Source organism: Kitasatospora sp. MAP12-44 (assembly GCF_029892095.1).
In the GTDB taxonomy this organism is placed as follows: Bacteria; Actinomycetota; Actinomycetes; order Streptomycetales; family Streptomycetaceae; genus Kitasatospora.
Genome location: NZ_JARZAE010000004.1, coordinates 245,346 through 257,592 on the forward strand (window position 1 = coordinate 245,346; position 12,247 = coordinate 257,592).

Here is a 12,247-nt window from a genome sequence, read left to right on the forward strand (position 1 = left end):
CACGGTCACGGGGCTTGACCCGGATGTCGGCCACCGGCACACTCGGACCCCGATGGTGACCCCGGAGACACTGCGGAGCTGTGTCCGGGAGCGGTCGGCAGACCCATGCCCATGTCGCAATGCCCCTGTCGCAATGCCCATATCGCATGCCCTTGTCGCAACAACACGCACCCACACGCACTCACACGCTCCGCAGAGCGAGACAACGCCCTTACAGCTGCGCCGAGTCAGGACTCTGCTTCCTCCAAGGGAGACACCGTCATGGAGAACGGCTGCCTGAGGGTCGAGACTCTCGGACCACTGCGCGCCTATGCCGAAGGAAGAGAGCTTCTCCTCGGCTCACCGAAGCAGCGCGCGGTGTTCGCCGTTCTCGCGCTGAGGACCAACAGCCTCGTCTCGCGTGACGATCTGATCGACTGCATCTGGGGCGAGTCGCCCCCGGCCACCGCGGCCGGCAGCCTGCACACCTATGTGTCCGGCCTTCGCCGAGCGCTGGCCGGTCTGGGCGAGCCGCTGATCAGTTCGGGATCGGGCTATGCGCTCCAACTCGACCCCGGGCAGCTGGATATCAGAGCAGTCGAGCGGCTGGCAGCGCGGGCTCGGACCAGCCGGGCCCAGCAGGACCCGGCCGCTGCGGTCACCGCCTTCGACGAGGCACTGGTCCGCTGGCACCCGGGCTCCGCGCTCAGCGGCCTGCCGGGTCCGTTCGCCGCCGAGCACCGCACCTGGGTGTCGGACCTGCGGTTGCGCCTGCTGCTGGAGCGTGCCGAGCTTCTCCTGGAGCTCAACCAACCGACCACGGTGGCTGACCAGTTGAGAGGTCTTCTGCCGGACAACCCCTACCACGAGCGGTTGCGCGCCCTCCTGATGACGGCGCTGCGCCACAGCGGCCGGACGGCCGATGCGCTCACGCAGTACCACGACCTGCGCAAGCTGCTCACCGAGGATCTGGGGATCGACCCGTCGGCCGAGCTGCAAGCCCTGTACTCATCGATCCTGACCGACAACGCCGGGCCGCGCGACCGCCTGCCCCGCCGGGACGTCGCCCCGGCCGGCGCAGCTCCCGTCCGGCCGGCGCAACTTCCCCGCGGCGTCGGCGGCTTCGTGGGTCGGGTCGCTCCGGTCCAGCAGGTGCTGGACGCGGCGCGCACCGCGTCGGGTGACAGCGGGGTCGACGAGGCCGGGTGCCCGCAGATCGTGATGCTCGTCGGAGTCGGCGGCGTCGGCAAGACCGCGCTGGCCGTGCACTGCGGTCATCTGCTGGCCGCCGAATACCCCGACGGCCAGTTGTATGTGAACCTTCGCGGATTCGACCCCAAGCACCCGGCGAGTTCGGCCGTGGACGCGCTGCACCACCTGCTCAGCTCGCTGAACCCGGGGAAGATCCCGGCGGACCAGGAGGAGCGGGTCGCGCTGTGGCGCAGCATCGTGCAGCACAAGCGCATGCTCATCGTGCTGGACAACGCCGCCTGTGCCGACCAGGTCGAGGACCTGCTGCCGGGCGGCGGTCCGTCCTTCACCGTCGTGACCAGCCGCAACCGGCTCAGCGGCCTCGCGGTCCGATACTCGGCCCGGCGGGTGACCCTGTCGCCGTTCACCGCCGAGGAATCGCTGAGCCTGCTCCGCGACTCGATCGGGAGCGCTCGGGTCGGCGCCGAACCGTCGGCGGCGCGGCAGCTCGCCGACCTGTGCGACCACCTGCCGTTGGCGTTGCGGATCGCCTCGGAGCAGGTGACCGCGGGCCCCCGGTCGCGGATCGCCGACCTGATCACCGACCTGGAGGATGTGCGGCGTCGGCTCGATGCCCTGCAGATCCCGGACGACGAGCTGTCCTCCGTTCGCGGCGTGCTCTCCTGGTCCTACGCCAGGCTGGACGCCGCGGCGGCCCACGCGTTCCGCATGCTCGGGCTGTTCCCGGGGGTGAGCATCCGCGTCGAGGTGGCCGCCGCCCTGCTGGACGTCCCGCCGTCGGCGGCGGCGACAGCGCTGCGGAGCCTGGCTGCCCAGCATCTGGTGGAGACCGCCGGCAGCAGCTGCTGGATGCACGACCTGACCCATATCTACGCCGAGGAGGTGTCCCGCGGCGACGAGACGAGCGCGTCACGTCGAGCGGCGCTCGAGCGGGTACTCCGGTGGTACGTCCGGACCCTGACGCAGGACCACAAGGACGTGGCCTGGTGTGCGAAGGAGTGGGAGAACCTCGCTCGGCTGGTGCGCACGGCGCAGCGGATCGGCTGTCACGAGCAGGCCTGGCAGCTGGCGTACCTGCTCTTCGACTACTTCTCCGCGGCCGGGCAGGCCCGGACCTGGGTGCACACGCTCGCGATCGGGATGCGCAGCGCCGAACTGGTCCAGGACCGACGAGCCAAGGCGGTCCTGCTCAACCACCTGGGCGTGGCCAACTCGCGGCTGGGGCAGCACAGTGCCGCGCTGCGCCATCTTCGACATGGTCTGCGGCTGTTGGAGGATCCCGGCGACGACGACGCGCTGCGCGGCGCTCTGCTCGGCAGTCTGGCAGCCACGCTTCGGCAGACCAAGGACTACGCGGCCGCGCTGTCCTACGCCAGAGCGGCTCTGGACCTGACCCGCCGCGCCGGGCTGGAGCACCTCAAGGCGGGATGCCTCGACATCCTCTGCGAACTGCACGCCGAACTGGGCGAGTTCGAGGAGTCGTTGCGGTACGGGAGACCAGGCCTCACGGCGGCACGAAGCTGCCGGAACGTGCTGGTCGAGGCCAACATCCTGATCAACCTGGGCCTGGCGGAACACGGGCTGCACCACGCCGAGAAGGCAGTGCGCTACCTCCAGGACGCGCTGTCGCTGTCCGAGACCGGCGGCGACCACTACCACGAGGCCCTGGCCCTGTTCGGTCTCGCCAAGGTGCACCGCTCGGGATCGGCCCGGCAGGCGGCGCACGGCCTGGCAACCCGGGCGCTGCTGCGGCTGCGGGAGTTGGAGGCCGGGGAGGTCGCCGAGCTCACGGATTTCCTCCGTGGCCTGGATGCCGGCTCCCCACCGGTGACAGCGGAGGATTCGGTGCGCCGCGCCGGATAGGGCCTGTCCGGGCGATCTTGTCGGATCAGCGCGCGGCGTTGGGCGCCCGGCTGGGCGTGCGCCCGGATCGTCCTCGTACTGGGCCGTACTTGGATGATTCGGGCGTGCGTCCAGGCGGGATGCCCGGCGTCGCGCGCCCGGCAAGATCGCCCGGACAGGCCCTAGCCGCGCTGCGCTGGTGCTGCTGCCAGATCAGCACCGCCTCGACCCGGCTGCCCGCCCCGAGCGACCGGAAGATCCGGTTGATGTGGTTCTTCACGGTCTTCTCGCTGACGTGCAGTCGCGCGGCGATGTCGGCGTTGCGCACACCGCGGGACACCAGGGCCATCACCTCGTGCTGACGCTGCGACAGGACCGCCACCGGGCTGTCGGCGTCGGTGTCCGGCACCGCGGCCAGGTGCGGCCGGCTGTGCGGGACAGGGTGCTCGGCCGCCGGCCGGCCGGCGACCTCGACCACGCTCAGCCGGTACTCCGCGCACAGCCGGCGAGCGGCCGACCGGTCCGTGACGGCCGCACCGACCAGGCCGGCCGCGCCGGCCGCCGGTCTGACGGTGACCTCGACGTAGGGCATGCGGACGATCTCCACGGCCAGGTTCTTGCCGGCGAACACCTGCCGGATCTGGGCCAGGATGTCCGGGCTCGTGATGGCGATCCGTACGCAGGTGGGAGCGACGTAGCTGGGACTGATCGGCACGGAGGCGGCGGCAACTGTCATACGCTCAGCGTGGCGGAGCCGGCTTCAGACCTCCTTCACGTCCGGTTCAGACGCCGGAGCAAGCTGGGCGAGCACGTCGTCCTCGGTCGGGACGTCGACGCGGTCCGCCCAGCGCAGCGTCGACACGATCATGTCGAAGAGCAGGACGACGGCCTGGACCGGCGCGGCGTCGACGTCGCCGTCGGTCAGCACGGTGAAGGTGAGCAGTCCCCACGCGCCGGGCGCGTCCGGATTGGACACGTAGTACGAGACCTGCCAGGACGGCGCCTTGCGCCGGATCCGGCCGCTGTCCACGACCGAGGCCACCCGCACCGCCGGAGCGCCACCGATCTCCAGGAAGGTCCCGCCGGCCCCCGCATCGGCCAGGATGGAGGCCAGCAGCTGTTCCGGGTCCTCCGTCCCGTCCTCGCCTTCGAGCACGGTCACCAGCATCGATCCGGGCAGCCGGATGCCGCTGAACTCCTGCAGCGGCAGCAGGACCGAGCGGGCGCTCTGCCGCGCGGCCTCGTCGGTCGCCTCGGTGAGTTCCTTGCGCAGCATCTTGCGCCACGGACCCGCCTTGTCCCGCGGCAGCGAGTCGGGCAGGTGGTGGTGGACCACGTCGTCGATGATCCGGCGGCGCAGCCTGGTGGTGTCCGCGGTGGTGGGAATCTGCACCCAGCCGTCCGGGAGGACGAGTTCGAAGTCGATCATGCCGGCCCTCCCCCGGTGGCTGCGACTTCGGTGGACGCGACTTCGGCGGCGGCGACTTCGGCGGCTGCGACGAAGCCCAGCAGGGCCGGACCCCCGTCGCTGGGAGCGCATTCGTCGGCTGTCCGGTGCATCAACTGCTCGACTCCGTTGCCGATCAAGGCCATCAGTCCCATCTCGAAGACGAGGGTGGTCAGCATGACGTCGATGCCGACGCCCGGCGCGCCACCGGTCGGCGGCACGTCGAGGCGCATCGCCGCGTGGACGCGCGCGTAGGCGGCGCCCTCCGCGCTGCGGCACAGGGCGAACACCCGCAGCCCGTCACCGATCGAGGTGGTCACGTAGTCGACGACGGGCTCGCGCGCGTCACCCTCCATGCCGCGGGCGCCGACCAGGTCCATGAGGTAGTTGGGATCCCCCACCGCGGGCCCGCGGAACTCCACGACCACCGGGACCGGCGCCCATCTCGGCCGATCGCCCACGAACGCCGCGCCCCAGGCCAGCCGGGCCCCGGCGGGCAGCTGGCCCGCGCGTTCCAGCAGCCAGCGGGCGGCGTCACGTCCCGGCATGTCCGGCGTGATGGGGAACTCCGCCCCGGCGTCGGCGGGCCAGGTCGCGCGTACGGCGGCCAGGCCCTCGGACGTCCATTCCTCGAACAGGCCCACCAGGTACTCGGTCCACTCCTCGTACGCCGGCTCGCCCGGTCGCACGGCCGGCACCCACTCCCAGTGCCACGGCTGCTGCGTCAGCGCCGCCAGATCGTCGTTCATCTTCTCTCCCGTGCTCGCTAGGAGGGGTTGACCGAGGGAATCCAACCCTGCAGCCGCCCGCCGGTGTAGATCAACCCGCCCATGCCGAACGCACCGTTCAGACCGCCCCAGGCGAACCAGAGCGGCGAGATCTTGCCGCCGATCGCCGCCATGATGCCCGAGAGGTCGCGGAAGCCGCTCAGGCCGCCGATGACGCCCGACCAGTCCCCCAGGAACTTCAACGGATTGCTGAACAACGATGCCCACAGCTCGCCGGCCTTCCCGAACTGCATCCCCGCCGATTGCCAGAATCCGATCTCGGGGGTGATCCCGCCGAACTTGCCCAACAGCCAGTTGGTGGCCGGGTTGTTGAACCAGTCCGACATGTTCGTCCACCCGGTGGCCGGGTTCACCGGAATGGTGAAGTCGCCCGGGGTGGTGTTGACCCCGGTGGTGACGCTCGGTCCGGTCCTCACCCCCGCCGGTCCCACCGGTTGCAGTTCGATGGGCGCGCCAGGACCCCAGCGCAGTTGCGGCGGGTTCACCGTGATCGGGCGCGGCCGGCCGGCGAGCGTGCCGAGGGTCTTGGCGGCGTTGGCCATGCCCTTGGCCACCACGGAGGCGATGGCGCCCAGGCCGGCCAGGCCGAGCCCGACGGCCCCGAGGATCACGTCGGCCAGGCTGCCCTTGCCGTCCTTGTAGAGCACGATGTTGGCGATCAGCGTGATGGCGCCGGCGACCACTCCGGCGAGGACCAGCACGTCCACACCGGGGATGAGGATCGCGAGGACACCCAGGATCATGCCGATGATGGCGAAGATCTGGCTGATCTTGGCCATCACGGCGTCGAGCTTGTCCTTGTAGGTGTCGGTCAGCCCGTCGTCGTACCTCCTGGCGCTGACCGCGTCGCCGAAGCGCTTGCCGGCCACGTTGAGCGCGTCCAGCGCGTTGTTGAGCCGCGTCTTGGCCGCCGACATGTTCGCGTCGGCGTCGGACTTGGCCTTGTTCTTGTCGTTGCCCTTCTGCTGCTCCGCGGGGGTGGTGGTGCCGTCCGAGCTCTTCTGCGGATCCGGCATGCCGTTCGCCTTGGTCTGGGCGGTCTTGGCCGCCTCGGCGTCCGTCAGCGCGGCGGCGGTCTCGCTGAGCCCCTGGTCCAGGTCCGGCTCGTACTTGCCGATCTCGCCTGCGACGTCGTGGTAGCGCACGGCGGCCTTGCTGAGTCTGTCGTTGAGCGAACTCGCCTCGGACTTCAGCCCCTGGACGTACTGGCCGGCGAGGCTGTCGCTGTTGGTACTGACGATCTGCTGCAGCTTGGCGGTCGCGTCGTCGATGGTCGTCGCGATGTGGGCGTAGCGCTTCTGTGCCGCGACCACCACGTCGGGGTCGGCGTGGACAGGGTCCGAGTCCCGGTCCAACGGCGACCAGTCGAGATTTCTGATGGACATTCAGTTCTCCTTGGCCTTACCCAACTTGCCCGACTTGACGAATCGTCAGTTCTTCTGGAGGGAATCCAGCAGCTGCTTCTCCCCCTGCGACCAGGCAGTGTCGATCTTGGTCACCTGGTCGCGCAGGGTCTTCATGTCCTTGACCATCGCGTCGCGGTGGACGGTCCAGTTGTCGGCGAAGTCGCCCATCGACAGATTGGCGTTCTTCTGCCCCCAGAGCCCCTTGTCGTCGTTCTGGAAGTCCAGCGCCCCCTCGAACTGGCTGATCAGCTCGTTGAGGTCGTTGACCAGGTCCTGCAGGTCCTTCACCACGAGGTCTGCCATCATTGCTCCCGGTTGTCGTGGGCGGGATTGTCGTGCTCCCGGTTGTCGTGGGCGGGGCTGGCGGGCGGGGCGGGCGCCGGCAGCGGGATGCGGGCGGGCAGCAGGCTGCCGCTCCCCAGGTGCACCAGGGCCGAGCCCGGTTCGACCCGGGCGGCGACCTGGGAGCGGGACAGCCGGACACCCACCAGGTCGCCGTCGCTCATGTTGGGCGGCGACAGCAGCACACCGCGCCGGTTCTTCTTGATGTCCGCCTGCCAGCCGGAGAAGCCGCTGGCCACCGAGGCGACCTCCCCGCCGATGATCACGCCTCGCCTGCTGCCGAAGGCCTTGCGGACGAACGCCTTCAACCAGTCCCGGCACGGCAGGTCGCGCCACACCTCGGCATCGTCGACCACGAGCACCACCGGACCGGCACCGGGGTCCAGCAGTTCGGCGAACTCGGCCTCGCTGGGGACGTCGCCGGTGATGACACCACGCACGCCGGGCCGGCCCGCGAAGCCGCGGAGCGGGGAGTTCATGGGGGCGCCGATGACGACCTCGGTCCCGCCACGCAGCAGCGACTCCGTCATGACGGCGAGTGCCGTGCTGCGCCCGGACCGGGACGGCCCGGCGACCAGGAAGGTCGGCTGATCGCCCAGCAGGTCGGCCCCGACCGGTTCCAGGTCGTCGCCGGCGACCCCGATCAGTGCCCACATGGGGCCCGGGGTCCCGACCGACTCCCACGCCTGCTCGAACGGCAGTTGGGTCGGCAGCACCGCGATCCGCTTGGGGCGCGCCGACTTCGCGACTCCCGCCTCCCGCTCGACGAGCCGGGCCGCCAGCGCGTGCACCGCGGCGACCTGCGCCGGGCCCGCCGGATCGGCCGCCACCAGCGCGACCTGGGTCTCGATCGCGCTGCCCGCGCGGTAGCCGCGGCCCGGCGGGAGGTTCTCCGGGATCTTCCGCGGGTTCAGCCCCGCCAGGCTGGCATCGCTGCGATCCGACAGCCGCAGCACCAGTTTGTCCTCGCACAGTGAACTCATCCGGCCGCTCAGCAGCATGTGGTCACCGGCGATGACCACATGCACCCCGGCGCTGGCGCCCTCGCGGTGCAGGGTCTGGATCAGCTCGGTCAGCACCCCGCCGTCGTACTCACTGAGGGTTCCCATGAACCCTTCCCAGCGATCCAGCAGCAGCACGAGATGGGGCAGCCGCTCGGCCTCCTGGGCGGCCGCGCGCTGCTCGGTCACGTCGGCGAAGCCGCCCTCACCGAGCAGCCGCTGACGGTTCTGCACCTCGGCGTGCAGGCGCTTCAGCAACCGGGCGGCCCGCTCGGGCTCCGAGCGCTGCACCACCGCGCCGCAGTGCGGCAGCTTGGTGAGCGGCAGCAGGGCGCCGTTGCCGCAGTCGATCCCGTACAGGTGCAGGTCGGCGACGCTGGAGGCGCTGGCCGCGGCCGCCGCGAACGTTCGCAGCGCCGCGGAGCGCCCGGAGCGCGGGGCGCCGATGATGTGCAGGTGCCCGAAGGTGGCCAGGTCCACCGTCACCGGCTCCTGGCGCTGCTGCACCGGCAGGTCCTGGACCGCCCAGGAGAACGACGGGTTCCCCGTCGCAGCGCCCACCGGATCCACCGCCAGCTCCACCACCGGCGACAGCGGCAGCGGCGGCAGCCACGGCCGGCGCTGCGGGGCGATGCCCAGCATGTCGTTGGCCTGCCGGACCGCCGCCACCAGGACCGAGAGGTCGGTCACCTCGTCGGTCTCGGCCGCGCTGTGCGGGCGCTGCGGCGCGGGCAGTCCGAGGTCCAGCCACGAGACCGGCTGCAGGAACGGAGGGGCCGCCTCGGCCGTCCGGTCGGCCCGCGGGCGGCGGCCCCCCACTCGGCCGGTCTGGAACGGGATCAGCGAGCTGTGCCCGAGCCGGGCGTAGGCCCGCCCCGGGGTCGCCGCCGAGATGCTCGCGGCCTCCCGGGCGTCGATGACATCGGTGCTCTCTCCGGCGTCGGTCACCCGCAGCGCGACCCGCAGGTTGGTGTTCGCGCGGATCTCCGCCGAGACCACACCGGACGGGCGTTGCGTCGCCAGGATCAGATGGATGCCCAGCGAGCGGCCGCGCTGGGCGACGTTCACCAGTCCGCTGACGAAGTCGGGCAGCTCACGCGCCATGGACGCGAACTCGTCGATGACGATGAGCAGACGCGGGATCGGCGCCAGCTCGGGCCGTCGCCCCGCGTAGTCGAGGTAGTCCTCGAGGTCCTTCGCGCCCGCGGCTGCCAGCTGGTGCTCGCGATGGGTCAGCTCGGCGCTCAGCGAGGTGAGGGCCCGTTCGACGAGATGCGTGTCGAGGTCCGTCACCAGGCCGACGGTATGCGGCAGGTCGACGCAGTCCTTGAACGCGGCACCGCCCTTGTAGTCGACCAGGACGAAGGTCATCGCGTCCGGACGGTTGGCCACGGCCAGTGATGCCACCAGGGTCTGCAGGAACTCCGACTTGCCCGAGCCCGTGGTGCCCGCGACCAGGCCGTGCGGGCCGTGGTTGACCAGGTCGAGGGCGAACGGGCCGTTGAGCGAGGAACCGACCACGGCCTTGGTGCTGCGGCTCGACGAGCGCCAGCGCGCAGCGAGCGCGGCGGCGGTCGGATCCTGCAGACCGAGGATCTCCAGCAGGCGCGCGGAGGGCGGCAGGGCGGCCTCGCCCCCGTTCTCGCTGACATCGCGCAAGGGCGCCAGCTGGCGCCCGACCGCCTCGTACCAGCTGTCCGCCACCTCGTCCGCGAGGATGCCGTCGAGCTGCGCGGCGCGCTGCCGGCGCAGGGTCACCGGCTGCGCCTGGCCCCCGATGACGACGGTCGCGCACTCCTCCGGCAGGGTGCGTTCGTCGGCGTCCACGCAGATGCTGTAGACGCCGACCGCGGGCCCCTCCTGCAGGACCGTCACCACTCCGGGCAGCGCCCGCAGCCGTCGGGCCCCGTCGAGCACCACGACGACGTCCGGGTCGGCGAGCACGGCCCCGGCACCGGTGTTGAGTCGCACCTGCTGGCGGGCGGTGATGAGCTCGATCAGCTCGGCGACCCGGTGGCCGAGCGTCTCGGCGTCCGCGCCCACCAGCGCCAGGGCCTGCTGCCCCAGCATCGGCCGGGTGTGCGGCAGCCAGGCCGCCCACTGCCACAGGGGTTCGCCCGCCGGGTCGGTCAGGATGTACAGCTGCACGTCGCGGGGGCTCTGCAAAACGGCCAGCTGACCGACCAGCCAGCGCGACATCCGCCGCGGCCATCCGTCCGGCCCCGCGACACCGACGACTCCCGTCTGCGCGATGGAGAAGGCGACGGGGACGTCATGCGCCGGCCGGAGGTCCAGGTGGCGCTGCGCGCCTTCGACCTCCTCGACGACGATCCCGGTGGGCAGGTCGGCGATTCCGACCCGGACCAGCAGGTGGTCCGGATCAGTGCGGCGGCGTTCCCAGAGCCGGGCCCTGGGACCGGTCGCGATGACGAGCAACTCGGCCGGGTCCGGGCCGGCGGCGCGGCAGTCCAGGCGTTCCTGCTCCATCGCCGCCGCGATCTCGGCCTCGGTGGCAGCGAGTTGGGTCTGGTACTCGGCCAGCTGCCGCCGGTAGCCGATCCGGCCCTGACGCCGCCCGCTGAGCCAGTTCCCGACCATCATGACCGGGGACATCGCCGCCATCATCAGGAACATCGAGTTGTTCGTCATCACCGCGATCAGGCCGCCGCCGACGGCGGGCAGACCGGCTGCCAGCCACGGCAGCGCGCTCGCGGCCGACTGCCTGGGCTGGACCGGGAGGCGAAACGCGGTGCGCTGCACCGGGGGGAGCAGCCGAGGGGGGCGGTTGTAGTTCACGTACTCACCGTCGTGCGAGGGTTCGACGACGGCATCCGGGCGCAGCACCGGGTGCGCCTCCAACAGGCTCTCCCCGAGCCGGAGTTGGACCGTCTCCCGCCAGGCGAGCTCGCGGTCGGTCAGCGGGGTGCGGCCCAGCAGGGCGCCGGCCCCGGCGGCCCGCACATGCACCGAGGCGTTCAGGGACACCCGGACGACGGCCAGCACCTCCGCCGGGTCATCACCCGTGGTGATGTGGACACCGGCACCGGATTGGCCGAGGCCGGCACCGGACCGGATGCGGTGCTCTCCTGCCTCCAGATACCAGACCCGCCCGGCGCATGCGCCCGCCACCACCCGGACGGTGACCAGGCCGGCGCGGCGGTTCGGGACCGGGCCGGGGCGACCGAGCCACAGGACGGACCCGTCGTGGATCCCGCTGCCCGCCAACGGCTGGGAGAGGTCGAGCAGTTGATCGGCGAGATAGACCGCCGTCACACCCGGGTCACCGGTTGGCGGGGCCTGCGACCCGTCGAGGCTGTCCAGCAGGTTCTTGACGACGTCGCGCAGGAGCGTGGTGGGATCGGCATCCACGACCACGTCGGCCGACCAGTCCGGACGCCGGGCAATGGTGATCATCATGGGCATGGCTCCCAACCCCTCATGAGTGCGGGCGCCCGCGCCGGGGATTCGGCCGGCGCGGGGCGCGCATACGGTGCCCGGACAACTCCGGGCCGACTACTACTTGTTGAGGGAGCCGGACAGCTGGGTGTCCATGTCCTGCATCGCGGTCACGGCCTTGTTGAGCCAGCTCGACAGCTGTTCCAGGGTGTCCATGGCCTGAACGGCCGAGGTGTTGAACTCGGTGTGCACCTCGTCGAACTTGCCCGACGCCTGCTCGGTGACAAAGCCGTTGGTGGTCAGGTTGTCGACGATGGTCCTGCACTGGTTGAGCTTGTCGTCGATGTCGGCCTTGTTGTTGCTCATCGTGGTCGCCGCGTCCACCATCTCCTGGTAGGTGACGTTCAGATTCGCCATGGTCTGTCCCTTCTGATGCAGCTGCCGAGCGTCGCGGTAAGCAGCGACACATTCGGCACGGACGCTTCGATGCTAGGAACGGACCCGATGCCGGTCCAGAACCCCGGGGAGGGCTTGGGTCCAGGGGCCCAAGCCCTCCCCGGGCTCGGCGTTGACACCTCCCGCGCGGGAAGAGCAACGTTTGGAGGAGACCGAATGCCCCGTCCTCGCCGGTCGATGCGGGGCGGCTCCTGACGATGCGACAGCCACGCCGGACGGGGTGTACAACGACACGACCCGCCGCCCACAGCCGAGGAGACACAGGTGACACTGCTGAGCCGACCCGCTGATCGCGCTCATCGCCGCGGTGACTGGCTTGCCCGGATCCGCAGGTCGCGAAAGGCCGAGCCGCGATCGGGACCAGGCCCGCGCGCCGAT

8 protein-coding genes are annotated in these 12,247 nt (G+C 71.1%); 1 reads left to right on the plus strand and 7 read right to left on the minus strand.

Features of this window, described 5'->3' with window-relative positions:
- Positions 1–261 precede the first annotated feature (261 nt).
- Positions 262–3,054, plus strand: a complete 2,793-nt coding sequence (locus tag P3T34_RS02225; protein WP_280664248.1) for a BTAD domain-containing putative transcriptional regulator — start codon at positions 262–264, stop codon at positions 3,052–3,054.
- 25 nt (positions 3,055–3,079) lie between these two features.
- On the opposite strand, the gene P3T34_RS02230 is transcribed toward P3T34_RS02225, so the two are convergent.
- From P3T34_RS02230 to P3T34_RS02260, 7 genes are all read right to left on the minus strand, one after another.
- A complete protein-coding gene (locus P3T34_RS02230; RefSeq protein ID WP_280664249.1) occupies positions 3,080–3,769 on the minus strand; it encodes a helix-turn-helix transcriptional regulator in 690 nt (229 codons plus the stop codon).
- 24 nt (positions 3,770–3,793) lie between these two features.
- Entirely contained in the window at positions 3,794–4,462 is a 669-nt protein-coding gene (locus P3T34_RS02235) for a hypothetical protein (protein WP_280664250.1), read from the minus strand.
- Positions 4,459–5,229, minus strand: a complete 771-nt coding sequence (locus P3T34_RS02240; protein WP_280664251.1) for a hypothetical protein — start codon at positions 5,227–5,229, stop codon at positions 4,459–4,461. Before P3T34_RS02240 ends, P3T34_RS02235 begins: the two co-directional genes overlap by 4 nt.
- 17 nt (positions 5,230–5,246) lie before the next feature.
- Positions 5,247–6,653, minus strand: coding sequence for a hypothetical protein (locus tag P3T34_RS02245; RefSeq protein WP_280664252.1), 1,407 nt, complete (start codon positions 6,651–6,653; stop codon positions 5,247–5,249).
- A 45-nt stretch (positions 6,654–6,698) separates the two neighbouring features.
- A complete protein-coding gene (locus P3T34_RS02250) occupies positions 6,699–6,977 on the minus strand; it encodes a hypothetical protein (protein ID WP_280664253.1) in 279 nt (92 codons plus the stop codon).
- Positions 6,977–11,434 carry an FtsK/SpoIIIE domain-containing protein gene (locus P3T34_RS02255; protein WP_280664254.1) on the minus strand — a complete coding sequence of 1,486 codons (4,458 nt, stop codon included), beginning with the start codon at positions 11,432–11,434 and terminating at the stop codon, positions 6,977–6,979. Before P3T34_RS02255 ends, P3T34_RS02250 begins: the two co-directional genes overlap by 1 nt.
- A gap of 99 nt (positions 11,435–11,533) precedes the next feature.
- Positions 11,534–11,830, minus strand: a complete 297-nt coding sequence (locus P3T34_RS02260; protein WP_280664255.1) for a WXG100 family type VII secretion target — start codon at positions 11,828–11,830, stop codon at positions 11,534–11,536.
- Between the last annotated feature and the right edge of the window lie 417 nt (positions 11,831–12,247).